We start from the raw sequence: 25,142 nt of genomic DNA, 5'->3' as shown, positions 1-25,142 counted from the left end.
AAAGTGTTTTCAAAAGATTAGGAATGAATATTCATTCCACATGTGAATTTTATAATGGGAGATGATTCAAATGAGCAAGTTAAAAAGTTGGAGAAGTTTATCTTTTCTATTATGGATAGTTATTACTATTACAATGGTCGTAACGATGCCTAATATGGATAAATTAGTGAAGGAAAAAGGGAAAATTACAATCCCTAATACAGAACAAAGCAGCATTGCTGACAAGATGATAAAAGAGATGGATAAAGAAGGGGTTGAAAAGTATGAAATTATAGCCGTTTTTAATAGTGGCAATAAGGCAGCTTTAACAGATGAACAAAAGAAGGAAATAACAAAAACAATCAACGCCCTGCAAAATGAAAAAGAGCAATTAGGAATTAAGGAAGTTGTTTCATATTTAGATAATAAAGACTTGGAAAAACAATTAGTTTCTAAAGATAATACGACTATTTTAACGCAAATATCGATAGATAAAAAACATGGTGAAATATCAAAGGTTTCAAATAATCTTCATGAAAAAGTGCAAACGAAAGGGGTAAAAACGTATTTAACAGGAAGTGACTTAATAGCGGGTGATTTTCTTAAATCCTCTCAAGAGGGAGTGAAAAAGACAGAAGTTATTTCAATCATTTTCATTCTTGTAGTATTAATCCTCGTATTCCGTTCACCAGTTGTTCCGATTGTTTCTCTTCTTACAGTCGGTGTTTCGTATTTAGTTTCAATGGGGATTATTGCTCAGCTTGTGGATCAATTTAATTTCCCATTTTCAAACTTTACACAAGTGTTCGTAGTCGTCGTCCTCTTTGGAGTAGGAACAGATTATAACATTTTATTATATACGAGGTTTAAAGAAGAATTAAGTAAACAAGAAAATGCATTTTTGGCCACGAAAGAAACATTTAAATCGGCAGGTAAAACCGTATTATATAGCGGTATAGCGGTGCTAATTGGTTTTGCATCACTTGCGTTAGCGAGTTTTAAATTATATCAATCTACTTCAGCGGTAGCAATTGGTGTTTTAGTATTACTACTCGTATTAACGACTTTAAATCCATTTTTTATGGTGCTTTTAGGAAAAGGAATGTTTTATCCAGTTAAAATATTTAAAGGTCATGAGGATAGTCGCTTATGGGGATTCTTTGCGAAAAATTCAGTAGCAAGGCCATTTATCGCTTTAATCATCGTATTCGTAATATCGATTCCTTTCGTATTAAAATACTCTACTACACTGAATTACAATGATTTATTTGAAGTGGATAATAAGTATGAATCAAAGATGGGTATTAACGTAATAGAAGATCATTTTCCGCCTGGTTTCTCTTCACCGAGTACATTAGTCATTCAATCTGATAAAAAGCTGGATGAAGGAACTTCTCTACAAATTTTAGATGAATTAACTGATAAAATTTCGAAAGTTAAAGGTGTGTCAGAAGTATATGCACCAACACGTCCAACTGGTGAGAAGATAAAAGAATTATATTTAAATAAGCAAGCGGGAGAATTGAATACAGGATTAGGAGATGCCGATGGTGGCATAAAGGAAATTAATGATGGATTAACGGATGCGAAAAATAAAATGGGAAGTAATGATTCAAATAGTCTTGCGAATGTTCAAAAATTAATTGATGGAACGAACGAGGCGAAAAATGGGGTATCAGCATTAGGAACAGCTTTACATCAATTATCCAGCGGCATAAACGGAGGTGCACAAGGAGCGCAGCAAATTGAGAGTGGGTTAACTTCAGTAAATAAAAATATAAATGTCCTATCCAATGCAACGTCACAGCTTCATACTGGTTATGCACAGTTAGAAAAAGGTTTAAGTTCTTACGATCAATACTTCGGAAGTATTGATCAAGCGATTGACGGTGCGAAAAAAGGATATGAACAAATTGAAATGTTAATGACCAATTTCGTTCAAACGAAACCAGAACTAGCGAATGATCCAAACATACAACAAACGATAGGGATTGCTAAAGAGGCACAAAAAAAATTAAGCGTACTTTCAAATGAATTAAATCAATTAGCAACCCAGCACAAAACGGCGATGAGTTCATTTAAAGAAGCGAATCAATCGTTATGGAAAGTGGATAACGGCTTAAAAGAAATGGGCATTGGAGTTAATAAGTTACAAAAGGGAGCAGCGGATCTTAAAAATGGATTAAATGAAGGTACTGCAGGTTCAAAACAAATTGCAAATAAATCAGTTGAGTTACAATCTGGATTAACGAAAATAAACGATGGACAAGGACAACTTTTAACGGGCCTTAAAGACCTGCAAGAAAAGATGGGGCAATTACAATCCGGTTTATCTAAAAGTACAGAAGGGCTTGGAAAAGTAAGTAATGGCCTGCATGACGCACAGAAATATTTAGGGGAGCTCAATGAGTCGAAAAGCTCTGAGAAGTTTTATATTCCAAAAGAAGTGCTAGAGGGAGAAGATTTCCAAAAAGCATTGAACACGTACATGTCACAGGATAGAAAAATTGCTAAAATGACCATCATTTTAGATGTAAATCCGTATTCCAAAGAAGCGATGCCAATTATTCAAGAAATTAATAAAACAATCGATGGCACTGTAAAGGGAACGGAATTACATGATGCGAAAACAGCGATCGGCGGAACAACATCTAGAAACGTTGATTTAAAAGAAGTAACAGGGCAAGATTTTTTACGTACAGCTACAATTATGTTAATTGGAATTGCCATTGTATTAATCGTAATTACACGCTCACTACTAAACACAATATTTATTATTGGCTCATTACTATTAGCGTACTTCGCATCACTTGGTATAAGCGAACAAATTAGTGCACATGTATTACATGTAGATACATTAAGCTGGAATGTTCCATTCTTTAGCTTCATTATGATTGTCGCTTTAGGAGTGGATTATAGTATTTTCGTAATGATGCGCTATAACGAGATCGAAGGGGATTCGGTAACAAAAATTGTAACTGCATCTCGTCATATAGGAGGAGTTGTATTATCGGCGGCGCTAATTTTAGTAGGGACGTTTGCAGCATTAATTCCATCAGGTGTGTTAACACTTATACAAGTTGCATCAGTTGTTGGCGTTGCACTATTACTATTAGCTTTAATCGTGATGCCGATATTGTTACCTGCTTTAATGGGGTTAACGAGTAAATTGAAGAGTTATAAAGAAAAAATAATAAATACGAAATAAGTGAAGACTGTAGGGGATGATTTCTCTACAGTTTTTCTATATATAAAATCTTAAATGGAAAATGAATCCAATGTATTACACAACGAGAAGTGAATGGTAACATGAGAAAGAGGTCGATGATATACATACCATAGCTAAGGGAATGGATAAAAACTATCCGATTTCATTGTAGAAAGGTAATCAACCGTTGCTATTCATCCAGCTTCTACTATATAATAGCTATAGTCTACAATAATTGAGTCGTAATATGCGATTTTTTAAGACAATCGGTGAGAAAACGCTGAAATAAGCGGTATTAGTAGGAGGACACAAATGATTACAGTAAGTAACGTTAGTTTGCGTTTCGCGGATCGCAAATTATTTGAAGATGTTAACATAAAATTCACGCCAGGTAACTGCTACGGTTTAATCGGAGCAAACGGTGCTGGTAAATCAACATTTCTAAAGATTTTATCTGGAGAAATTGAACCATCAACAGGTGACATACATATTACGCCAGGTGAGCGTCTAGCAGTATTAAAACAGAACCACTTCGAATATGAAGAGTTCCCAGTATTAGAAACAGTAATTATGGGTCACACGCAACTTTACAAAGTAATGCAAGAGAAAAATGCTATTTACATGAAAGAAGACTTTAGTGATGAAGATGGAATGCGTGCTGCAGAACTTGAAGGTGAGTTCGCTGAGCTTAACGGTTGGGAAGCTGAGTCAGAAGCTGCAATCCTTCTAAAAGGTCTTGGTATTGGTGAAGATCTTCACGACAAAAAATTATCAGAATTGACTGGTGCAGAGAAAGTGAAAGTATTACTTGCTCAAGCATTATTCGGTAAACCTGACATTCTATTACTAGATGAGCCTACCAACCACTTGGACTTAAAAGCGATTCAATGGTTAGAAAACTTCTTAATGAACTTTGAAAATACAGTAATCGTTGTATCCCATGACCGTCACTTCTTAAATAAAGTATGTACGCACATGGCTGATCTTGATTTCGGTAAAATTCAACTTTATGTTGGTAACTATGACTTCTGGTATGAGTCAAGCCAGTTAGCTTTAAAATTAACACAAGATGCTAATAAGAAAAAAGAAGAGAAAGTAAAAGAGTTACAAAACTTCATTGCACGCTTTAGCTCAAACGCATCTAAAGCGAAACAAGCAACTTCTCGTAAAAAATTATTAGATAAAATTACATTAGATGATATTAGACCATCATCACGTCGTTACCCATTCGTTGGCTTCACACCTGAGCGTGAAATAGGAAATGACTTATTAACTGTTGAAGGTCTTTCTAAAACAATTGATGGCGAAAAAGTGTTAGATAATGTGTACTTCACTTTAAATAAAGGTGATAAAGTTGCATTTATCGGTCGTAACGATATTGCGATGACAACATTATTTAAAATCCTTATGGGTGAAATGGAGCCAGATAGCGGTGCATTCAAATGGGGTGTTACAACATCTCAATCTTACTTCCCAAGAGATAACTCTAAGTACTTTGAGAACAATGACTACAACTTAGTTGATTGGTTACGCCAATTCTCTCCACAAGATGAGTCAGAAAGCTTCTTACGTGGTTTCTTAGGCCGTATGTTATTCTCAGGTGAAGAAGTTAAGAAGAACGTTTCTGTATTATCTGGAGGCGAAAAAGTTCGTTGTATGTTATCTAAAATGATGTTAAGTGGTGCGAACGTAATCACACTTGACGATCCAACGAACCACTTAGACCTTGAGTCTATCACTGCATTAAACAATGGTTTAATTGCTTTCAAAGGTACAATGTTATTCACATCTCATGACCATCAGTTCGTACAAACAATTGCAAACCGCATTATCGAAGTAACGCCAAACGGTGTAATCGATAAAGAAGCAACTTACGATGAGTACTTAGAAAATGAAGAACTTCAAAAACAAGTAGATGCAATGTACAAAGGTCAATAATATATAATGAAAAAACTCGCTCTTTTTAGAGCGAGTTTTTTTGTCGAGAAAACATAACACCATTGGTGGGGGCAAATGAATAATTATTCAAATATAATATTAGTGAACATGAGGATTTTTCATGTATGGAAGAGATGTAATGACTTTAAGATTTAGTTGAAGCAGGGGAATGTAAGGTGAGCAATATAATTAAATAACATTATTTTGTCATGTGAAATATGTACCAAAATTGGAGATAGAATAGTTTGCGAATGAGTTTATAAAGGTATATAGTATGGGATGTCATAATTAGTGGATGAATCTTGGGAGAAAACAGGAAATGTTACAAATTTATTTTATTAAATAGAAACCAAGGTCAAAATGTTTAAAAAGAAATAGTTGAATAAATACAAGCTTCAAATTATAATTACTAATATTCTTCATATAGTTAAATAAAAAAATCTATTTGAAGAAGAAAAATCGAATAGAGAGACAGACTTATAAAAAATAAGCCTTGGATGATCAAAAGAGGTGGAGAAATGAAACAGTTCTTATTAAAGAGCAAAAGTGTGTTAAGCAATCATTTTGGATTCTTTCTGTTTGCCGTTATTTTATTGTGGCTCAAAACGTATGCAGCCTATGTAACGGAATTTAATTTAGGAATTTCAAACACAATCCAAAAATTCTTGCTGTTTTTTAACCCGCTTAGTTCAGCAGTTCTATTTTTAGGACTTGCATTATTTGCAAAAGGGAAGCGATCTTATATTTGGTTAATTGTTATCAACTTGTTATTGTCGATTCTTTTATATGCAAACGTAGTTTACTATCGCTTTTTCAGTGACTTTATTACGTTCCCAACATTAACACAAACGAATAACTTTGGAGATTTAGGTGGTAGTATTCTTGCGTTGCTACATCTTTATGATCCACTATACTTCTTAGACACGATTATATTAATTGTGTTAGTTGCAACAAAATTTGCAAATCCAAAACCAATTCGTGTTGCGAAGCATAAAGTATCTCTAGTATTTGTAGCAGGTATTTTATTATTCAGTGTTAATTTAGGTCTTGCAGAGTCTGACCGTCCTGAATTATTAACAAGAACGTTTGACCGTAATTATATTGTGAAATATTTAGGGGCATACAACTACACAATTTATGATGGAATTCAAAGTGCGAAAGCATCGACAGAACGAGCATTAGCTGATGGCGATAATATGACAGAAGTACGAAATTATTTAACATCAACTTATGCAAGTCCAAATCCTGAGTATTTCGGTAAAGGAAAGGGAATGAACGTAATTTATATTCATTTAGAGTCATTCCAAAACTTCTTAATTGATTACAAATTAAATGGTCAAGAAGTTACACCGTTCTTAAACTCATTTACAAAAGATGCGAATACGCTATACTTTGATAACTTCTTCCATCAAACAGGACAAGGGAAAACATCTGATGCGGAGTTTATGTTAGAGAATTCAATGTTTGGTTTACCGCAAGGTTCTGTCTTTACAACGAAATCTCATAATACGTATCAATCAGCACCAGCTATTTTAGGACAACAAGGATACACATCAGCAGTATTCCACGGTAACTACAAAACATTCTGGAACCGTGACGATATTTATAAATCATTTGGTTTTAATAAATTCTTTGATGCGTCATACTACGATATGAATGAAAAAGACGTAGTAAACTACGGATTAAAAGATAAACCGTTCTTTAATGAATCTATTCCGTTATTACAAACGTTGAAACAACCGTTCTATACGAAGTTTATTACGTTATCGAACCATTTCCCTTATCCAATTGATAAGGCAGAAGCAACGATTGAACCAGCAACAACAGGTGATTCATCAGTAGATACGTACTTCCAAACAGCACGCTATTTAGATGAATCTGTAAAAGGCTTCATCGATTACTTGAAACAATCTGGTTTATATGATAACTCAATTATCGTTATGTACGGAGACCATTACGGTATTTCAGATAATCATAACGCAGCAATGTCAAAAGTAATGGGTAAAGAAATGAACTCATTTGAAAATGCACAGTTACAACGTGTGCCTTTAATCGTTCGTGTACCAGGAGTGAAAGGTGGCGTACAACATCAATATGGCGGTGAAATTGACGTTCTTCCTACGTTATTACACTTACTAGGTACAGATACGAAAAACTATGTTCAATTCGGTTCAGATTTATTATCACCAGAGCATAAACAAGTCGTTGCGTTCCGTAACGGTAACTACGTAAGCCCAACTGTTACTGCACTAAACGGCAAATACTATGATACAACAACTGGAAAACCTGTAGAATTTACAGATGAAATAAAGAAAAATGAACAAATGGTTCAAAACTCACTAAAATACTCTGACCAAGTCGTAAATGGTGACTTATTACGATTCTACACACCGGAAGGATTCACTCCAGTAGATCGTTCGAAGTATAACTATAACAATCGTGATAAAAACAAAACGAAGGTAAAAACGACTCCGGAAGGGGAAGCTAAATAATAAAAGGCGCTATTCATATGAATAGCGCTTTTTATTTGTAAATATACCATCATTATTAGACAGAACTAGCTGTTGCTTTTTGTTTTGCTTTTCCGAAGAACACTACACCAACAATGATCATAATGATAAATGCCCATTTAATGAAAGGGTTACTTTCGAAAAATCCAGCGAACCATTTCTCATCTACAATCATTTTTGCAGCAGTATAAGCTAAAACCGCTGCTCCAATCGTAATGATGACAGGAAAACGATCTACCCATTTTAAAATCAATGTACTGCCCCATACGACTACAGGAATAGAAACTAATAGCCCGATGATTACTAAAGAAAAGTTACCATGCGCAGCTCCTGCAACAGCGAGTACATTATCAATACCCATTAACGCATCAGCAATGATAATGGTTTTAATAGCAGACCAAAATCCTTCTTCTGCCTTAATATCATGGTCTTTGCCTTCAGCAATTAATTTGTAAGCAATCCATATAAGAAGTACACCACCAATTAAAAGTAATCCTGGTATTTTTAATAACCAAACGACAACTAAAGTAGCAAGAGCTCTTATAGCAATTGCTCCAACGGTTCCCCAAATGATAACTTTCTTTTGTTGATCTTTCGGTAATCGTCTTGCTGCTAATCCAATTACAATGGCGTTATCTCCGGCTAACACTAAATCGATTACGATAATTGCTAATAAGGCAGACAAATATTCAGGTGAAAGAAAATCCATAAATATATCACTCCTTATAATTAATATGTACTTATAAGCTATTCCGTATTAAGAATTCTAAGGATTATTTATTAAAATACAATCTCTTCAAATAGTAATTAAGGATTATAATTATGGTGCATAAACACTTAAAAAGATGGATACGGTACAATTCTGGAACCATCTTTTAAGTGCTTAATTTTTAATTATCATTTTTTGTTTGAAGATTTACTTTCGTATCTTTGATTATTACTTTTTTAGGCGTGAAACATGCAATAATTAAAGCCACAATAGATAAGACTAACATAAATACGTACGCATCACTTGAGCTATAGATAGAAGATAAGTTTGTTACTTGCATAGCTGATATATTTCCATTCTCACTAGATAACTGTGAAATGTGTGAAGTGGATTGAATTGTATACACCGTGATAATAACTGCTGTTCCAATAGCACCTGCTAATTGGCGAATCCTACTATTTCAAGCTTAACGGTTCAGAAAATCGCAACAAAAGCAGGGTTAAATCGAACAACATTTTATTTGCATTATCAAGATATTCAAGATTTACTAGACCAAATCAATAGCGAAATTTTAAATGAGCTTTCAAATAAAATTGTTGATTTAATACATGCAAAAGATTTGTCAGAAAAACAAAAGCTAACACAATTGCTAGATTATTTATATATTCACCGAAATTTTTTATTTATATTATTTAAAATGAATCAATTTGAGGAGCAATTGTTTTTATTTTTAAAGCAATTAATAGAAACGAGAAGAGAGAATACGAAAAAGAATTTACCTGATGATTACGTTGCAGTTGATATTAAAACAGCCTCTTTGGTAGGGATTATCATGTGGTGGATAAGGAATGGACTTCACTTTAGTTCAGATTATATTGCAAATCAAATTTATTTAATGTATAAAGGATGATATGTTAAAATCAGTCATATGTATTAGTAAATAAAAATCATTATATCTAAGAGTTGAAATTAATGGGAGATAGAAAGTGTCTTACAAGTTAAGAAAGGCGTATAAATTTCAAATTTATAAAGTAAAAGTTTTATAGCAAGAAGAGGAGAAATTTATGAATTTTCAAAATAAAAAAATAGCATTACATTTAGAGGTGGTGAAATACCAATTTAAAGATGCAAAAGAGGAGTGTGATAGAAATTGGCTAATAGTAAAAGCGAAACTGTCAGAAGGAAATAAAGTTTTTGAAACGATGGATCCTTTTCTACAAACGTTCGACTTACAGCGTATGAAAAAATGGTTTCAATCATTACCGAATCCTACATATACCGAACTAGATTTCATAGAGCCTAATATAGCGTTTGAATTAATGGGGGAAAATGAAGATGAGTTTCAAATTGTAGTCCGATTATCTCAGGAACTTACCCCTTCATGGTGTAAGGAAGAGGAGTACGAATTTTCTATAAGTATTACACAAGAGGACAGAGAAAAGATTATTCTTTTTATTGAAGAGCAACAAAGAAATTTCCCAAAACGATAAAAAAGACTTGATAACCTACTAGAGGGAATCAAGTCTTTTCATTACATACGATTATCATGCCAGAAGTTTAATGGGAAGTGTTCGTTCTCATTATATGCTTCTAATTCATATCCTTTTTCTTTCAGTCCTTTAATAATTCCAGGTACTGCTTTTACCGATTGTGGATGAATATCATGCATAAGGATAACTTCTGTTGGATTTGTAGCACCATGTAGTACGTTCTCTACAATTTTAGCAGATGCAGCATCAACTTGCATTTTGTTATATTTCCAGTCTAAAGAATCAATTGTCCAATCCCAAACCTTTAAGCCATTTTCTACAACTTTGTTGCGAAGAGCTTCGTTTAATCCTGGCATTGATCCGTAAGATGGGCGAGTTAATACTGGTGATTTACCTAAAACACCAGCGATTAAGCCTTGATCTTCCTTCATTTCATCTACATAATGACCTTCAGTGTAAAGTTTCTTGTAGTTATGAGTCATACTGTGCATCCCAACGTAGTGGCCTTCAGCATCTTCGCGTTTTACAAGATCAGGGAAAGCTTTTACGTTTGAACCAATTAGGAAGAATGTTGCTTTTGCATTTTCTTTCTTTAACATATCTAAAAGCTCAGCTGTGTATTTTCCGGGACCGTCATCAAATGTTAAGTAAGCGACTTTTCTAACTTGTCCGTTATAATGCTTTGGAGCCTCTTTCGGAGCAAGAGATGTTTGAATCTCACTTACAAGTTGAACAGATTTTGCTTCATCCTCTGTACTAGCTAAAGCAGTATGTACTGATCCTAAAGCGGCTTCGTATGTAAATAATACCCCCGCACAAACCAACATAGCCCTTTTTACCAAAGTTGTCATTCGAATTCCATTGTGCATAATTTTCCTTCTCTCTATAAAAGTTCTACTCTACTATATTAGCAATTATAGGTAGGGAAATGCAAAAAAACTTTTTTACAAGTGTAAAAAAGTTTGGCAAAAAGTATGCAAGATTTTAAAGGAATGTCATTTTGGAAGAAACATCACAAATGATTGGATAAATTGAATGGTGAATTGGAAACAATACAAGGGATATTAATTTTAGGAGGTGCTTTAATTGAATTATAAAAAAATGCTTTCAATATTAATGACAAGCATATTTACAGTAGGATTATTAATTGGCTGTAATCCAGCTCCAAAAGATGAAAAGGAGCCAGATCCAACGGAGGAACCTTCTGAACAAAGACAGGAGGAAAAAAATAATGAATTAAACAAAAAGGATGAGCAAGAACCAGATCCAACAGAAGAGCCATCTGAGGAACAAAAGAAGAAAAAAGAAAATGAGTAGTTGTAGTTTAATGAAATGTGTAGCATGATTTTGTAACAAAAAATACTTTTTAAAACATACAACCACTTTTCTTGCTTTATAAAAAAGTGGTTGTATAAAATTGTATATGAATTTAAACATTTCATGGATATGACTTTTGCTTTAAGGCTACTTTTTAATTTATGTAGTTTGTGATATTTATTTCCCCTAAAATGAAGCTTGAAATCAATATTCATCTCTCGTTACAAACTCTTCAATCATCAAATTTAATTGATCCGATATTTCTATCAACAAACTTCTATATTAAATACCTCGTACAACATAATAGCACCTAATGCAGTAATTCCTTCATAAAGCATTATAATGCTTTTTATTAAAATCTTTCCTTAATTTAAGCCTAACATCCCCCTGATGTGTGTTAGTAAGTATTGTTGTGTTAAAATTTTGACAAAAACTATTAATTTATTCGTTTATTTTATGAAGATTTGCTCCTTCTTTTAACGATTAAAGGATTAAATATATTAGAAAGTTTTAATAAAATTAAAACTCTATTTTCTTGGAAGTAGGAAATAAAAAATTTATAGGAATTAGACTAAAGTCTTAAAACGAAAGGAGACTAATCATACTTTCGTATCACTTCATTTTCGTTCCAATTATTGATTCGAATATTTTTGTTTTTTATTAAAATATTGGTAAAGAAATAATTACATAAAAAAAAGGAGTGGGAATATGAATAATTATATTTGTACTACATGTGGAGTACAGTATCCCGAAAATGAAGAAGCACCTTCTCGTTGTAAAATTTGTAATGAGGAAAGACAATATGTTAATCCAATTGGGCAGTCATGGACAACATTAGAAATAATGCAAAATAGCAATTTATACAAAAACGAAATAATAAAAGAAGAAAGCGGTTTGTATAGCATTACTACTAAACCTAAATTTGCGATTGGACAAACAGCATTTTTAATACAAAGTAAAACTCTAAATGTTATGTGGGATTGCATTAGTTATTTAGATGATAAAACGATACAACGTATATATGATTTAGGTGGTATTCAAGCAATAGCACTTTCTCATCCACATTATTATTCTACACAAGTTAAATGGGCAGAAACATTCAATGTACCTATTTATATTCATGAAGATGATAAAGAGTGGGTGGTTCGTCCGAGTAAGCAAATTAAATTTTGGTCTGGGGAGCATCTTTTGTTATCGGAAGAACTTATATTACATCGCTTAGGAGGCCATTTTAAGGGCGGGACTGTTATACATTGGAAAGACGGTAATGAAGGGAAAGGTATTTTGTTATCAGGTGATATTATACAAGTAGTTTCGGATCAAAAATGGGTAAGTTTTATGTATAGTTATCCCAATCTTATTCCATTACCAGCGAATAAAGTTAGAGATATGGCAGAGAAAGTAAAAGATATCCAATTTAGTCGACTATATAATGCATTTCATGGTGTGGTGGAAGATGCAAATAAAGCTGTACAAAGATCTGCTGATCGGTATATAAAGGCCCTGCAAGGAGAACTATTTCATACGTAATAGCTTGTATTTCATCTCTACATTTATATAACTAATTTTATATGAATTTTATACGAAAGTCCTATTGTTTATTAACTTATAGGTCTTTCAACTTAGGAAGCTCACACTAATGAGGGATGTTAAAGGGAATATATGTAACCTATACTAATTACTATAAAGCTTTGGAAAATGAAAAGGAGGAGATTTGCATGAAGAATTGGGTTCAATTTAGAATTGCAAGACCAACAGATAAATTTGAAGAAGTGATAAGTTTTTATGAAACAGGATTAGGATTAAAACGTATAGGGGAATTTCACAATCATGAAGGATATGACGGGGTTATGTTTGGTTTACCAGATGAAGAATATCATTTGGAGTTTACTACACATGTTAATGGAAGTCCATGTCCGGCACCGACAAAAGATAATTTACTAGTTTTTTATATGCCTAATAAAGGTGAAATTGAAAAGATAGTGAATCGATTAAGTAATATGGGCTATCATGAGGTGGAACCAGAAAACCCGTATTGGATAGAGAAAGGAACCACAATAGAGGATCCAGATGGTTGGAGAATTGTGCTTATGAATGCATCTGAATAAAGAAACTATTATTATATGAAATAGAGTGTAACAAAATGATTTAGACATAAATCCCTACAGTGTTTGTAGGGATTTTTATATAAGAAAATCTTATTGAGAGAGTTATTAAAATGTAGAAAGATTTTGGCTAAGAGCAAATGTAATAAACATAATTTATGAAGGAGGTATAAAAGTATGATAGTAAAACATTTTAAAGAGTCTTCTAAACATGTTGGAAATACACCTCTCATGAAATTAGAATGCGAAGAAACGAAGAACCTTTCTATCTATGCTAAATGTGAATGGCATAATCCTACAGGATCAATTAAGGATAGGGCCGCACTTGGAATGATTAATAAATATTTACAAGAAGCGGACAAAAAACAAAATATTTTAGAGTATAGTGGTGGAAGCTTAGCGAGGTCAATTGGGTGTATTTGTAATTATTTAGGAATTGAATGCACGTTAGTGTTAAGTTCTGCAACTGGTCAATCTCTATTAAATAAACTCAAATATTATGGTGCTAACGTAATCTTAGTTGATAAATGTAAGGGGTTTTACGCAGTAATTGAGAAGGCAATAGAGATTAGCAAACAAAATCCAGAATTATACTTTTTATTCCAACATTATAATAATGCAAATATAGTAAGTCATATTGAAGGTACAGGGCGAGAAATTATTGCACAAATGATTGGAAAACCAATACATGCATGGGTAGCATCTGCTGGTACTGGTGGAACTCTAATGGGAGGCTATACAGCAATAAAGAATTATACAAAAAATGTTGAACTACATTTAGTAATGCCTGCTGAATTGCCTTATGCTTCGGAACAACCACCAAATGATTTAAAGAAATATGCTGGATCAGGTGGGTTCGGCTTAGGAAGGAAACAACATTTCATAGAACAGGAAGAAAATTTGATAGAAAAACAATGGACTTATTCATATGAAGATACCCTGTATGAAATGGCACGTTTTTACAAAGATACTGGTATAAAAATAGGAACTTCTGCGGCAGCGAATTTATTAGCTGCTAAACAAATTGGGAAAGAAAAAGGTGCGAATTTTAATGTAGTTACAGTTTTTCCGGACGCAGGGTCAATAGAAGAGTGGTCAGATGTAAAAAAATTAGTTGAAAAATAGGGGATAGACCAAATGATAGAGAGGACCATCAAAAAACTGTATGTTTAACTGGTACAGTTTTTTGATGGTGTGGCTGTGTAATGTTTAGAAATTTCACATACCGTATTTTAAAAATAAATATAGGAAAACCAAAAAGTAATGTAGAATATATCGTGCATACATGTATAAAGTCAACATAAAAGATAAAGAGGTGGGTATATGTTTCTTGAGGAAGTAATGCAGCAACTAGAGAAATATGGAACAGAACAAAATCGTAAAACGTATAAAAACCACGGAGCGAAAGAGCCACTATTCGGAGTTAGTTTTGCGAATTTAAAATTGTTAAAAAAGAAGCTAAAAAAAGATCATGATTTAGCAGTTGAATTGTGGGAAACAAAAAATATGGACGCAATGACATTAGCAACTTATATTTTAGATCCGAAGAAAATAACGACAGAACAGCTTAATAGTTGGGTTCAGGATGTTGATTATTACTGTTTAATGGATGTTCTTATGACATCTATATGTACTTCGCCAATTGCAATAGAAAGAATGGAAGAGTGGACAAAGTTTAATGATGAATGGATTGGAAGAGCTGGCTGGTCTTTATTAGCAAATATAGCGATTAAAAATAAAGCGTTACATGATGATTTCTTCTCTCCGTACTTAGAAGAGATTAAAGAAAATATACATAATGAAAAAAATAGAAAAAAGGAAGCGATGAATAGTGCTTTAATCGCAATAGGAATTCGTAATGAAGACTTAGAGCGACAAACGATTGAAATTGCGCGTGAAATTGGAAAAGTAGAGGTTGATCACGGTGCGACATCATGTAAAACACCAGATGCAGAAAGCTATATAAAAAAAGCGAGAGAAAGAGCTGAAAAAAAGAAAGTGAAATAAGAAAAGAGGAACGGTTATGAAACCAATTGAAGCAGCACAAAACATAATTACATCACAATTTCCGAATTGTGATGTAGCTTTACTCGGCGGAAGCGTTGCACGAGGAGAAGCGACGAAAACATCTGACCTTGATATTGTAATAGTCGATCAAAGTTTAACTTCTTGTTATAGAGAATCTTTCTATAGTAATGGATGGCCTGTTGAGGTGTTTGTTCATAATTTTGAAACATATAAAACCTTTTTCAAAATGGATTGTGATCGAGGGAGACCGTCGTTACCACAATTAGTTTCAGAAGGGATTGCATTAAAAGGGGAAAAGGAAATTGTTGAGAAATTAAAAAAAGAAGCGAATGGTTTACTACATAAAGGACCAGATAAATGGACGGAAGAAACGATTAAGCAGAAGCGATATTTTATTACGGATACTTTAGATGACTTTATTGGTGCAACGAAAAGAGAAGAAGAATTGTTTATCGCTAATCTATTAGCGGATTTAGTACATGAATATGTATTAAGAGTAAATGGTAGGTGGCTTGGGAGTTCAAAATGGTTCATTAGAGTGCTAAGAAGGTATGATGAGCAATATGCAAACAAATTTGTAGCCGCTTTTGATCATTTTTATAAAACGGGAGAGAAAAATGAATTAATTCATTTTATAGAAAAGACGTTAGAACAGTATGGTGGAAGAGTGTTCGAAGGATTTTCTATTGGTAAATAAAAAGGGGAGAGAAAAATGAATGTACCATATGTTCAATTAAGAGAATTGACATTAGATGATGTAGAAGATCGCTATCAATGGTCATTAGATAGAGATGTAACAAAGCATTTAGTCGTACCAGATCAATATCCTCCGTTCACTCGTGAAGATACGAGAAACTGGATTGAAGCTTGTATAAGCCGAAAAAATGGTTATGAACAAAGGGCAATTGTTACTGAGAAAGGTATACATATTGGATGGGTAGACCTTAAAAATTTTGATAAAACAAATAAAAATGCAGAACTAGGAATTGCGATTGGAAATAAAGACTATTGGGGTAAAGGATTTGGAATGGCAGCTCTAAACAGCATGTTACATATAGGTTTTTCCCAGTTTGAATTGGAGAAAATTTGGTTACGTGTAGATGAAGATAATACACAAGCTAAAAAGAGTTATGAACATGCCGGATTTGTATGTGAAGGGTTAATGAGAAATGATCGATTGAGACAGGGGAAGTTCATTCATCGCTATCGTTACAGTATATTAAAAGAAGAGTATGAATTAAAAAATAATAACCTATAAAAATATTATGTAAATGAAAAAGGGGAAGATAAAATGATTCGATTACTTACAAAAGCGGATGCAAAACAATATTGGGAGTTACGTTTACAAGCACTACAAGTAAACCCAGAAGCATTTGTAACGACTTATGAAGAAGCAGTACGTCAAGAAAACCCTCTTGAACGCGTTGCTAGTAATCTTTCATCTAACAGTAGTTTTACATTTGGTGCTTTTAATAATGAAAATCGTTTAGTTGGGGTTGTTACTTTATTAACAGAAGAAAAGGATGCATATAAGCATAAAGGGCATATCGTTGCAATGTATGTAGATACTGAAAATCGAAGAAGTGGCTTTGCACGTGATTTAATACGTAAAGCAATTGAAAGAGCAAAAGAGATGAAGCTAGAACAATTGAATTTAGGGATTGTGTCAACGAACGAACCAGCCAAACGATTATATGAATCAATGGGATTTAAAACGTACGGAATTGAAAAAAGGGCTATAAAAATGAATGGTGTGTATAGTGATGATGAACATATGGTGTTGTTCTTTTAAGAGAGGAAGTTTAGCATGAAAGATCTCCATTTAGAAAGAAATATGGACCTTCAAGTAGCGATTTTGTATGCGACGGTTGCTGATACGTTTAATAGATTGCAAAGGTTAGTAGAAGGTACTGAAGAGAACGAACTATCCTATAAAGGGTCTGAAAATAATGAAAATAGTATTGGGCAGTTACTTCAGCATTTAGCAGTTGTCGATTTACATTGGGTGTATCGTTTCAAGGGAGAAGATGTTCCAACAACATTTGAAAATAAATATGGTCCTATGTTGAATGAAGTAGGAGAAATGCCGAGTTTAAGAAAATACACGTTGCAAGAGTTAATGCAAGATTATGAAGCAGTGCAAAAATTGTTTCATGAAGAATGTATGAAACTAACAGAAACTGATTTAACGCGGGAAGTTTTGTATGAAAAAGGGGAAACTGCGACTATAAGATGGGGAATTTGGCATATAGCAGATCATAATCGATATCATCAAGCACATATAAGTCGATTGAGGAAATTATATAGAGCTAGATTACATACAAGTTAAAGATTGTGAATTTTAATTATATTTATTTTGTTGTATAGTATTAGGGAGAAACTAAACAAGGGGTTTTACAATGAAAGCAATTGTTATAGGGATACTGGCATCATTTTTCTTTGCCTTTACCTTTGTTTTAAACCGGGCAATGGACTTAGAAGGTGGAAGCTGGATTTGGAGTGCATCATTACGGTATTATTTTATGGTTCCAATGCTATTACTTATTGTTATGTATAGAGGGAACTTAAAGCAACTCTTTCAATATATGAAAAACAATCCGAAAGAATGGTTAGTATGGAGTATCGTTGGATTTGGTCTCTTTTATGCACCGCTTAGTTTTGCTGGAGCGTTCGGACCAGGTTGGCTTGTTGCATCAACATGGCAAATTACAATCGTTGCAGGGATTTTGTTAACACCATTTTTTGCGGTGGATCCACTACATAAAAAACTTCCGATGAAGGAATTAGTTATGTCGGGTATTATTTTATTTGGTGTTGTTCTCATGCAAGTAGAACATGCTTCTTCATTAGGTATTCGTGAAACCGTTTTATGTGTAGTTCCTGTACTTATTGCAGCATTTGCGTATCCTCTTGGAAATCGAAAAATGATGCAAGTTTGTAAAGGGGAATTAGATGTATTTCAGCGAGTACTCGGTATGACATTAGCAAGTTTACCATTTTGGTTTTTATTATCTGGTTACGAAGTATCAACTGGCGGATTACCGTCAAGTAGCCAAGTTTTTCAATGTTTTATTGTAGCAGTTAGTTCGGGGTTAATCGCGACAGTATTATTTTTCTTTGCAACAGATCTTGTGAAAGATGATCCACAAAAACTAGCAACAGTGGAAGCGACGCAGTCTGGTGAAGTTTTATTTGCGCTAGTAGGAGAGCTGATCTGGTTATCTGCACCAATTCCGTCATCATTATCTTGGATTGGTATGAGTCTCGTTATTATTGGGATGATACTTCATAGTTATGTAGCTGTCGTTGTAAAAAAAGAAGAAAAAATAACGGCGTAATGAGACTAGCTCTTTTTATTAAGAGCTAGTATTTTTTCGTAGAAAGGGATGAAAGTATGAATTTACAACTTGTTGAACAACTTGAAAAAGATTCAATATTAAATGTGCTACAATATGCCGTCGGTCCAAATGAAATAAGCTTAAAGAAAGCAGTATTACTTTATCAAAATAATAAAGGGACTTTGTACAAATATGAAGAAAAAGCTTGTATAGGTATAGAAGTAATCGGGGCAACTAAAGCACGGGTATGTCATATAGCAGTGGATCCAGATTATCGTCAAAAAGGAATTGCACTGCAAATGATTAAAGAGGTTGTAAGAATATATCAATTGACTTATATAGAAGCAGAGACAGACGATGGGGCGGTAGAATTTTATAAAAGAATTGGTTTTCGAGTTAAAAGTTTAGGAGAAAAATATAAGGAAATCGAAAGATTTCATTGTTATTTGGAAAAATAGTATAAAAATATGCATATGGAGTATAGTCTGAAAAAATAAGATCTACATTTTTCTTCATTTCAAAAAACTCTCGTTCATCATTATCTACGATTTTAATAGAGTTTTGAGTCTTCAGTATAATAATATACATATTTTTGTAGTAATGAATATGATTAAGTTAAAAATTAAGAAAAATATGATAATATATTTATATAAAAGTTTAAATTTACATGGCTAGTGGGGGAACCAATATGAAAATGAATGATATAGTAGCAAGTACAAAATTTCCAAATACAATCGAAACAATAACAAAAGATTTAAAAGCATTAGGAATCGAAAAAGGAATGACAATTATCGTTCATTCATCACTAAGTTCTATCGGGTGGATATCTGGTGGTGCGGTTGCCGTAGTAGAAGCATTAATGAAAGTTGTTACGGAAGAAGGAACGATAATAATGCCAACGCAATCTTCGGATTTATCCGATCCGAAACATTGGTCAAGACCACCTGTACCGGAAGACTGGTGGCAAATTATCCGAGATAACGTCCCGGCATTTGATTCACGTATAACCCCAACAAGGGGAATGGGTGAAATAGTTGAATGTTTTCGTACATATCCGAATGTAGTACGTAGTAATCATCCGTTAGGAAGTTTTGCTGCATGGGGAAAACATGCAGTAGAAATAACAATGAACCATTCGTTATCAATGAGCTTTGGAGAAGAATCTCCATTAAGAAAAATATATGATTTAGACGGGTACGTATTATTAATTGGTGTTGGATATGATTCCAATACGTCTGTTCATTTATCCGAGGTGCGTACTGGTGCATGTGAGTTAATACAAGTAGGAGCACCTATTATAGAAAACGGTGAGAGAGTGTGGAAAGAGTTTGTTGAAATGGATTACGAATCTGAGAAGTTTGTTGAAATTGGTGTGGAGTTTGAGCGAAAAGGAACTGTAAAAAACGGGAAGATAGGGAATGCAACGTGTCGTCTAATGAAACAGCGTGATATAGTTGACTTTGGAACCGAATGGTTTCGTAAGAAAAATTAGTAAGGGATGGTTACAATGAAGGGGAAAAAGGTATTAATTACGAGCGGTGGTTGTCTAGAAAAATGGGATCAAGTACGCGGGCATACGAATATGGCTAAAGGTACAATCGGCAGGATAATGGCAGAAGAACTTCTAGCTAAAGGGGCACATGTTATATATTTACACGGTTATTTTGCGGAGAAACCGAGCGATGTACATAGAGGGTTAGAATTACATCCATTTGAAGGAATTGTTGATTTGCAAGATAAAATGAAAAGTATCATCACACATGAAAAGGTTGATGCGGTCATTATGGCCGCGGCTGGATCAGATTGGATTGTGGAGAAGATTTGTGATCAAGATGGTAATGTTCTTAATATGAACGGAAAAATTTCAAGTGATATAGCACCGATTATTCACTTTCAAAAGGCTCCAAAAGTATTAAAACAAATAAAAGAATGGGATCCAGAAACAGTACTTGTTGGTTTTAAACTTGAAAGTGATTTAAATGAAGAAGAACTATTTGAAAGAGCGAAAAATAGAATGAAAGAAGCAAGGGCGAATGTAATGATTGCGAATTCACCACATTCTTTATATTCGCGCGGAGCTGTACATTATGTAATTGGACAGGATGGTAAAGGGAAGTTGTGTAATGGGAAAGATGAAACAGCGAAAGAAATTGTCAAAAGCTTAGAGATATTATGTAATCGTGTTACTGCTTTTTAAAATTAAGTTTTTAGATAAGAATGAATCCGCATAGTAATAAGTAAGCGAAACTTTAATTGGTGGGAATTTTACTTTTACACGAATGTGAAGCGTATACCAATCAAGAGCTATACACAGAATAATTGGTGAGGAGTGGATTCTATGGAACATTTATTAAAGCAAGCTATTAAACTTAGAAATGAAAAGAAATATGCGCAGTCTAAAGAGATGCTTATAGGATTAACAAACTTTACAAAGGATGCAGAAGTACTGTATCAGTGTGCGTGGATACATGATGTAATGGGGCTAGAAACAGAAGCAATTCCGTATTATGAGCAAGCAATCGCAAATGGACTTGATGGCGAATCACTTTGCGGTGCTTATATTGGTTTAGGAAGTACATATCGTTGTATAGGGGAATATGAAAAGGCAATTACAGTATTAGCAGCTGGGGTGAAAAAATTCCCAGAGAACGATCCAATGAAAGTATTTTTATCATTAGCAAAATATAATGTAAACGATCACGAATCAGCTATGAAATTATTACTTGAAACTGTCGTGAAAGTAGAGGAAGTAAAAGAATTTGAGCGTGCCATTTCATTTTATAAAGACCATTTAAATGAGGTTTTTAAATAAAGGAGTGAACGTATGAATGTTACACTATCGCGAAGGCGAAAAGGTATTTGGATTGGACTCGTCTCTTTAATAATACTATCAAACTACTTATTGTATGCCCTTCCAATAGTACCAGCTGCGCCGAAAGAAGTTGTGCTTGGGTCATTATTAGATTGCATGTTTGTCATTCCAATCATCACGTATTTCTTCATTATTCGAAAAAGATACTCGTTAACGTATATATTTCCTGTTGTAATAGCTGGATATATTTTTGCAAGATTTATTATTCCAAGTTACTATTTACAAGCTTTTTCATTCATCTCTTATATTATTGTTGCGGCTGAAATTGCATTTGTAGGTCTAGAATTATTCCTTCTCTATAAAATTGTTAGAGTGCTTCCTAAAATAATAAAAAAATATAAAAAACATAGAAGAGAAAATTATTCCTTTTCTTATGCGATTGATGCAGCATTTGAAGCTACTATGAAAAGAAATAAATTAATAGATATCATTGTAACGGAGTGTAAGTTAATCTATTATGCATTTTTATCGTGGCGTGAAAAAGTACCAGAAGGTGAATCCGTATACTCATATCACAAAAAGACTGGTGCAATAGGTGTATATATCATGATCATCCATGCGACCTTAATAGAAAGTATCGGTTTTCATTATTTGTTTCATCAATGGAATCCGGTTGTAGCATGGGTGTTACTTATTTTAAATGTATATGCAATGTTTTATTTTTTAGCTGAAATACAAGCAATGCGTAAAAATCCACTTGTCGTAACAGAAGAACAAGTAATCATTCAAATTGGATTAGGAAAGAAAATTGTTATACCATTTACACAAATTGATAATATTGCGTTCTACAAGGGTGAATTGCTATCGGCAAAAGAAGGGAAACAGATATTGGATGCAACTGTTATGGAGTTCATAAAAGAACCTGCTACTTTTGAAATAACATTAAAAGAGCCAGTGAAAGCACAGTTGTTATATGGCTTTTCTAAAACAGTAAGTCGTGTTCACTTAAATGTTGATGAAGAACGAAAATTTTATGATGCGGTTAAGGAAAAGTTAAAACATGAGTAATAGTGCTGTTAGTTACATAAAAACAAATAAACTTCCGTTAGAAGTGAAAAACTCTTTCTAAATAAGAAGGAGTTTTTCTTGTATAAATCATTATATAAAAAACTATATACTTCTTTATCACTATATAAATGGATATAATTGAGGATAGAACTAGTGTAAGGGGAAACAAAATAATGAATAAGTTACTTACATCGAAAATTGAAATTATAGAAAGAAAAATCCGATATAACTCAACAATAGTAGATCACAAGTGTTTATTACTTGAAAAGCAATCACAAAGTATTGTTTTATTTCACGAGGTGCAGTATTCATTTACAATGACTGCAAATGATACTAAGTTAACAATCCCAAAAGGGAGTTATACAATCGCATATTACTGGAAAGATTGTCCGTACAATTTATACGTATGGAGAGATATAAAAGGGAAGTATTTAGGTTCCTATTTTAATATCGTAAAAAATACACAAATAAAAGACGAAGTGGTTTCCTTCGAAGATTTAATCATCGATATTATGGTACTTCCAAATGGAGAATACTTCATATTAGATGAGGATGAATTACCAGAACCATTAGGAAATTTCGAAGGTGGTTATGTGAAGGAAGCTCTTTATATATTAATGGATACAATTAAAACGTTCCTTCCAAAAATAATAAAAGGGACTGCTGATATCTTTAAAAATAAATAATGTTCGCTAAAACCCAGTTGACTTATCGGAAATATTTGTATAATATGTACTTAATTCCATAACGTATTGCTGATTGGAGAAACCAAAGGCATTTTATCTGTTGATAAAATGCCTTTGGTTTTTTTATTGCACAAATACTGAATCTGTTCATTTATATGAATCATTTTAAGGAGGGGAAGAAATGACTGTTTCAATTGATGGGGTATCAAAATATTTTTTGAAACAAACTGGTACTGTTCAAGTATTAGAGAATATTAATTTTCAATTAGAGAAAGGGGATTTTGTTACAGTAATTGGTCCGAGTGGGTGTGGAAAAAGTACATTACTAAAAATTGTTGCAGGTCTAGATAATGATTTTGAAGGGGAAGTTGTTATTGACGGGGAGTCTATCTTAAAACCGAGTAAGAAACAAGGTTTTATTTTTCAAGAACATAGGCTTTTTCCATGGTTAACAGTTGAAGAAAATATAGCGGCAGATTTGTCGTTAAAAGATAAGTATGTGAAAGATAAGGTGAGAGAATGGGTTGAAATCGTTCGTTTAGATGGCTTTGAAAAATCGTATCCGAAAGAAATTTCAGGTGGGATGTCACAACGTGTTGCGATAGCGAGAGCGTTATTAAGAGATCCGAATGTATTATTACTTGATGAACCTTTTGGAGCGCTGGATGCTTTTACTCGAAGTCATTTGCAAGAAGTATTGCTAAATATTTGGGAGCAGAAAAAAACAACAATGATATTCGTTACACATGATATAGACGAAGCGATTTATCTTTCAAACCGAATCATCATTATGAGTGCAAAACCAGGGAAAATACATAAAGTGATTGAAAATAATTTGCCTTATCCGCGAAATAAAACTTCTCAATCGTTCCAACAACTTCGAACGAAAGTATTACAGCAGTTTGAATATGGAGGATTGATTCAAACAAGTATATAGGAAAAGGGTGATTTTATATGTATAAAAAATTTAAAGTTCTTTCTTTTGCTTTAGCTATATCAGTATGTTTATTAGGATGCGAAAAAAGTACAGCAAGTAGTAAGAAAGAAGATGTAACAATACAAATTGGTATACAGCAAGGATTAAGCCCGCTATTACTAGCAAAGAAAAAGGGATGGTTTGAAGAGGAGTTTAAAAAAGAAGGAGTTAAAGTGAAATGGACAGAGTTCCAAAGTGGACCTCCTTATTTTGAAGCAATCGCATCAAACCGGTTAGACTTTGGTGAAGTAGGGAATTCTCCAGTCATTTCAGCGCAAGCAGCAGGTATTGGATTTACCGAAATCGCCAATACAAGTTATGCGAGAAAAGGAACTGGAATTCTCGTTCAAAAAGATAGCAAGATTGCGAGTGTAAAGGATTTAAAAGGTAAAAAAATTGCAGTAGCAAAAGGAAGTAGTGCCTTTAATTTATTGTATCGAGCACTTGATAAAGAAGGTATTGATGCAAAAGATGTAAATGTCATTCAATTACAACCAGATGAAGCGCAGCCTGCATTCGAATCAGGATCAGTAGATGCATGGGCGATTTGGGACCCTTTCATATCATTACATACGTTAAATAAAGGTGCGAAGGTGATTGCAGACGGTGAAACATTAAATGTCTCTTCACCAGAATTTTTAATTACGAGGACAAAATTTGCGAAAGAACATCCAGAATTAGTTGAGAAATTCCTCAAAGTTTATGAGAAAGCACGTGTATGGCAAGATGCTAACTTAGATGAAGCAATAAAAGTATACACTTCTGTAAAAAAGATAGATGCAGAGATTGTAAAAGAAGTGTTTAATCACGACAAACCAATTTTAGTTCCGGTAACGAAGGAAATAATAGCAGAACAACAAAAGACAGCGGATTTTCAATATAAGCTCGGTTCTATAAAGAAAGAAATTAAGACGGAAAAAGTTGTAGATAATTCTTTCGTAGAAAAAGCATTGAAAGCGAAGTGAAAAGAGGTTTTGT

Annotated in this window: 25 protein-coding genes and 1 pseudogene; 23 read left to right on the top strand and 3 right to left on the bottom strand. The window is 33.5% G+C overall.

The features are described 5' to 3' along the window. Window positions 1-70: 70 nt before the first annotated feature. The 3 genes from MR167_RS04750 to ltaS all read left to right on the top strand — a co-directional run bounded on the left by MR167_RS04750 (window position 71) and on the right by ltaS (window position 7,617). Window positions 71-3,187, top strand: coding sequence for an MMPL family transporter (locus tag MR167_RS04750; RefSeq protein ID WP_242314073.1), 3,117 nt, complete (start codon window positions 71-73; stop codon window positions 3,185-3,187). 312 nt (window positions 3,188-3,499) lie between these two features. Beyond that, window positions 3,500-5,125 (top strand): ABC-F family ATP-binding cassette domain-containing protein, encoded by a 1,626-nt coding sequence (locus MR167_RS04745; protein WP_242314071.1) that lies wholly within the window; start codon window positions 3,500-3,502, stop codon window positions 5,123-5,125. Window positions 5,126-5,643: 518 nt separating this feature from the next. Further along, a complete protein-coding gene (gene ltaS, locus MR167_RS04740) occupies window positions 5,644-7,617 on the top strand; it encodes a lipoteichoic acid synthase (RefSeq protein ID WP_000808776.1) in 1,974 nt (657 codons plus the stop codon). 55 nt (window positions 7,618-7,672) lie between these two features. Here the strand turns inward: ltaS and MR167_RS04735 are convergent, their stop codons facing one another. Together MR167_RS04735 and MR167_RS04730 are read right to left on the bottom strand one after the other, a co-directional pair. Further along, on the bottom strand, window positions 7,673-8,344 hold the full coding sequence (locus tag MR167_RS04735) for a TerC family protein (RefSeq protein WP_000346946.1): 672 nt from the start codon (window positions 8,342-8,344) through the stop codon (window positions 7,673-7,675). 181 nt (window positions 8,345-8,525) lie between these two features. Then, window positions 8,526-8,750, bottom strand: a complete 225-nt coding sequence (locus MR167_RS04730) for a hypothetical protein (RefSeq protein ID WP_000288051.1) — start codon at window positions 8,748-8,750, stop codon at window positions 8,526-8,528. Between the two features lie 42 nt (window positions 8,751-8,792). On the opposite strand from MR167_RS04730, the pseudogene MR167_RS04725 reads away from it, so the two are divergent. Next, window positions 8,793-9,254, top strand: a pseudogene (locus MR167_RS04725) (TetR/AcrR family transcriptional regulator); the annotation flags it as partial. A 154-nt stretch (window positions 9,255-9,408) separates the two neighbouring features. Continuing rightward, a complete protein-coding gene (locus MR167_RS04720) occupies window positions 9,409-9,834 on the top strand; it encodes a WapI family immunity protein (RefSeq protein ID WP_016077545.1) in 426 nt (141 codons plus the stop codon). 41 nt (window positions 9,835-9,875) lie between these two features. Here the strand turns inward: MR167_RS04720 and MR167_RS04715 are convergent, their stop codons facing one another. After that, on the bottom strand, window positions 9,876-10,703 hold the full coding sequence (locus MR167_RS04715; RefSeq protein WP_000551449.1) for a peptidoglycan-N-acetylglucosamine deacetylase: 828 nt from the start codon (window positions 10,701-10,703) through the stop codon (window positions 9,876-9,878). Window positions 10,704-10,920: 217 nt separating this feature from the next. Here MR167_RS04715 and MR167_RS04710 point away from each other — a divergent pair, with 217 nt between their 5' ends. From MR167_RS04710 to MR167_RS04625, 18 genes are all read left to right on the top strand, one after another. Next, a complete protein-coding gene (locus MR167_RS04710) occupies window positions 10,921-11,151 on the top strand; it encodes a hypothetical protein (protein ID WP_001106986.1) in 231 nt (76 codons plus the stop codon). A gap of 708 nt (window positions 11,152-11,859) precedes the next feature. Further along, window positions 11,860-12,681 carry an MBL fold metallo-hydrolase gene (locus tag MR167_RS04705; RefSeq protein WP_242314069.1) on the top strand — a complete coding sequence of 274 codons (822 nt, stop codon included), beginning with the start codon at window positions 11,860-11,862 and terminating at the stop codon, window positions 12,679-12,681. Window positions 12,682-12,869: 188 nt separating this feature from the next. Beyond that, entirely contained in the window at window positions 12,870-13,259 is a 390-nt protein-coding gene (locus MR167_RS04700) for a VOC family protein (protein WP_016077547.1), read from the top strand. A gap of 174 nt (window positions 13,260-13,433) precedes the next feature. Beyond that, complete coding sequence (locus tag MR167_RS04695) at window positions 13,434-14,381, top strand: PLP-dependent cysteine synthase family protein (RefSeq protein ID WP_242314067.1); 948 nt, start codon at window positions 13,434-13,436, stop codon at window positions 14,379-14,381. 198 nt (window positions 14,382-14,579) lie between these two features. Further along, window positions 14,580-15,263, top strand: a complete 684-nt coding sequence (locus MR167_RS04690) for a DNA alkylation repair protein (protein WP_000478213.1) — start codon at window positions 14,580-14,582, stop codon at window positions 15,261-15,263. A 16-nt stretch (window positions 15,264-15,279) separates the two neighbouring features. Next, complete coding sequence (locus MR167_RS04685; protein WP_000802430.1) at window positions 15,280-15,981, top strand: nucleotidyltransferase domain-containing protein; 702 nt, start codon at window positions 15,280-15,282, stop codon at window positions 15,979-15,981. Window positions 15,982-15,996: 15 nt separating this feature from the next. Continuing rightward, a complete protein-coding gene (locus MR167_RS04680) occupies window positions 15,997-16,542 on the top strand; it encodes a GNAT family N-acetyltransferase (protein WP_001102493.1) in 546 nt (181 codons plus the stop codon). 33 nt (window positions 16,543-16,575) lie between these two features. After that, window positions 16,576-17,076: a GNAT family N-acetyltransferase gene (locus MR167_RS04675; RefSeq protein WP_242314065.1), complete on the top strand. Its 501-nt coding sequence runs from the start codon at window positions 16,576-16,578 to the stop codon at window positions 17,074-17,076. Between the two features lie 15 nt (window positions 17,077-17,091). After that, window positions 17,092-17,613, top strand: a complete 522-nt coding sequence (locus MR167_RS04670; RefSeq protein WP_000653847.1) for a DinB family protein — start codon at window positions 17,092-17,094, stop codon at window positions 17,611-17,613. A 70-nt stretch (window positions 17,614-17,683) separates the two neighbouring features. Beyond that, a complete protein-coding gene (locus tag MR167_RS04665; RefSeq protein WP_000644594.1) occupies window positions 17,684-18,622 on the top strand; it encodes a DMT family transporter in 939 nt (312 codons plus the stop codon). 56 nt (window positions 18,623-18,678) lie between these two features. Continuing rightward, entirely contained in the window at window positions 18,679-19,080 is a 402-nt protein-coding gene (locus tag MR167_RS04660; protein WP_001053229.1) for a GNAT family N-acetyltransferase, read from the top strand. 236 nt (window positions 19,081-19,316) lie between these two features. After that, complete coding sequence (locus MR167_RS04655; RefSeq protein ID WP_127726076.1) at window positions 19,317-20,114, top strand: AAC(3) family N-acetyltransferase; 798 nt, start codon at window positions 19,317-19,319, stop codon at window positions 20,112-20,114. A 15-nt stretch (window positions 20,115-20,129) separates the two neighbouring features. Further along, entirely contained in the window at window positions 20,130-20,819 is a 690-nt protein-coding gene (locus tag MR167_RS04650) for a phosphopantothenoylcysteine decarboxylase domain-containing protein (RefSeq protein WP_017763297.1), read from the top strand. 141 nt (window positions 20,820-20,960) lie between these two features. Next, entirely contained in the window at window positions 20,961-21,434 is a 474-nt protein-coding gene (locus MR167_RS04645) for a tetratricopeptide repeat protein (RefSeq protein WP_017763296.1), read from the top strand. Window positions 21,435-21,446: 12 nt separating this feature from the next. Then, window positions 21,447-22,502, top strand: a complete 1,056-nt coding sequence (locus MR167_RS04640; RefSeq protein ID WP_242314063.1) for a hypothetical protein — start codon at window positions 21,447-21,449, stop codon at window positions 22,500-22,502. A 173-nt stretch (window positions 22,503-22,675) separates the two neighbouring features. After that, window positions 22,676-23,188 (top strand): ribonuclease FAU-1 family protein, encoded by a 513-nt coding sequence (locus MR167_RS04635; RefSeq protein WP_001037871.1) that lies wholly within the window; start codon window positions 22,676-22,678, stop codon window positions 23,186-23,188. A gap of 181 nt (window positions 23,189-23,369) precedes the next feature. Continuing rightward, entirely contained in the window at window positions 23,370-24,125 is a 756-nt protein-coding gene (locus tag MR167_RS04630; RefSeq protein ID WP_000218583.1) for an ABC transporter ATP-binding protein, read from the top strand. A gap of 17 nt (window positions 24,126-24,142) precedes the next feature. After that, complete coding sequence (locus MR167_RS04625) at window positions 24,143-25,129, top strand: aliphatic sulfonate ABC transporter substrate-binding protein (protein WP_000276925.1); 987 nt, start codon at window positions 24,143-24,145, stop codon at window positions 25,127-25,129. Window positions 25,130-25,142: the final 13 nt, after the last annotated feature.

This window comes from Bacillus cereus group sp. BfR-BA-01355, assembly GCF_022663675.1.
Classification (GTDB): domain Bacteria; phylum Bacillota; class Bacilli; order Bacillales; family Bacillaceae_G; genus Bacillus_A; species Bacillus_A thuringiensis_S.
Note: the sequence above shows the minus strand (reverse complement) of the source record. Positions and strands in the feature narration are given on the sequence as shown.

Coding starts and splice junctions, on each gene's coding strand:
- MR167_RS04750 (WP_242314073.1), top strand. CDS start 71: ATGAGCAAGTTAAAAAGTTGGAGAAGTTTATCTTTTCTATTATGGATA.
- MR167_RS04745 (WP_242314071.1), top strand. CDS start 3,500: ATGATTACAGTAAGTAACGTTAGTTTGCGTTTCGCGGATCGCAAATTA.
- ltaS (WP_000808776.1), top strand. CDS start 5,644: ATGAAACAGTTCTTATTAAAGAGCAAAAGTGTGTTAAGCAATCATTTT.
- MR167_RS04735 (WP_000346946.1), bottom strand. CDS start 8,344: ATGGATTTTCTTTCACCTGAATATTTGTCTGCCTTATTAGCAATTATC.
- MR167_RS04720 (WP_016077545.1), top strand. CDS start 9,409: ATGAATTTTCAAAATAAAAAAATAGCATTACATTTAGAGGTGGTGAAA.
- MR167_RS04715 (WP_000551449.1), bottom strand. CDS start 10,703: ATGCACAATGGAATTCGAATGACAACTTTGGTAAAAAGGGCTATGTTG.
- MR167_RS04705 (WP_242314069.1), top strand. CDS start 11,860: ATGAATAATTATATTTGTACTACATGTGGAGTACAGTATCCCGAAAAT.
- MR167_RS04700 (WP_016077547.1), top strand. CDS start 12,870: ATGAAGAATTGGGTTCAATTTAGAATTGCAAGACCAACAGATAAATTT.
- MR167_RS04695 (WP_242314067.1), top strand. CDS start 13,434: ATGATAGTAAAACATTTTAAAGAGTCTTCTAAACATGTTGGAAATACA.
- MR167_RS04690 (WP_000478213.1), top strand. CDS start 14,580: ATGTTTCTTGAGGAAGTAATGCAGCAACTAGAGAAATATGGAACAGAA.
- MR167_RS04685 (WP_000802430.1), top strand. CDS start 15,280: ATGAAACCAATTGAAGCAGCACAAAACATAATTACATCACAATTTCCG.
- MR167_RS04680 (WP_001102493.1), top strand. CDS start 15,997: ATGAATGTACCATATGTTCAATTAAGAGAATTGACATTAGATGATGTA.
- MR167_RS04675 (WP_242314065.1), top strand. CDS start 16,576: ATGATTCGATTACTTACAAAAGCGGATGCAAAACAATATTGGGAGTTA.
- MR167_RS04670 (WP_000653847.1), top strand. CDS start 17,092: ATGAAAGATCTCCATTTAGAAAGAAATATGGACCTTCAAGTAGCGATT.
- MR167_RS04665 (WP_000644594.1), top strand. CDS start 17,684: ATGAAAGCAATTGTTATAGGGATACTGGCATCATTTTTCTTTGCCTTT.
- MR167_RS04660 (WP_001053229.1), top strand. CDS start 18,679: ATGAATTTACAACTTGTTGAACAACTTGAAAAAGATTCAATATTAAAT.
- MR167_RS04655 (WP_127726076.1), top strand. CDS start 19,317: ATGAATGATATAGTAGCAAGTACAAAATTTCCAAATACAATCGAAACA.
- MR167_RS04650 (WP_017763297.1), top strand. CDS start 20,130: ATGAAGGGGAAAAAGGTATTAATTACGAGCGGTGGTTGTCTAGAAAAA.
- MR167_RS04645 (WP_017763296.1), top strand. CDS start 20,961: ATGGAACATTTATTAAAGCAAGCTATTAAACTTAGAAATGAAAAGAAA.
- MR167_RS04640 (WP_242314063.1), top strand. CDS start 21,447: ATGAATGTTACACTATCGCGAAGGCGAAAAGGTATTTGGATTGGACTC.
- MR167_RS04635 (WP_001037871.1), top strand. CDS start 22,676: ATGAATAAGTTACTTACATCGAAAATTGAAATTATAGAAAGAAAAATC.
- MR167_RS04630 (WP_000218583.1), top strand. CDS start 23,370: ATGACTGTTTCAATTGATGGGGTATCAAAATATTTTTTGAAACAAACT.
- MR167_RS04625 (WP_000276925.1), top strand. CDS start 24,143: ATGTATAAAAAATTTAAAGTTCTTTCTTTTGCTTTAGCTATATCAGTA.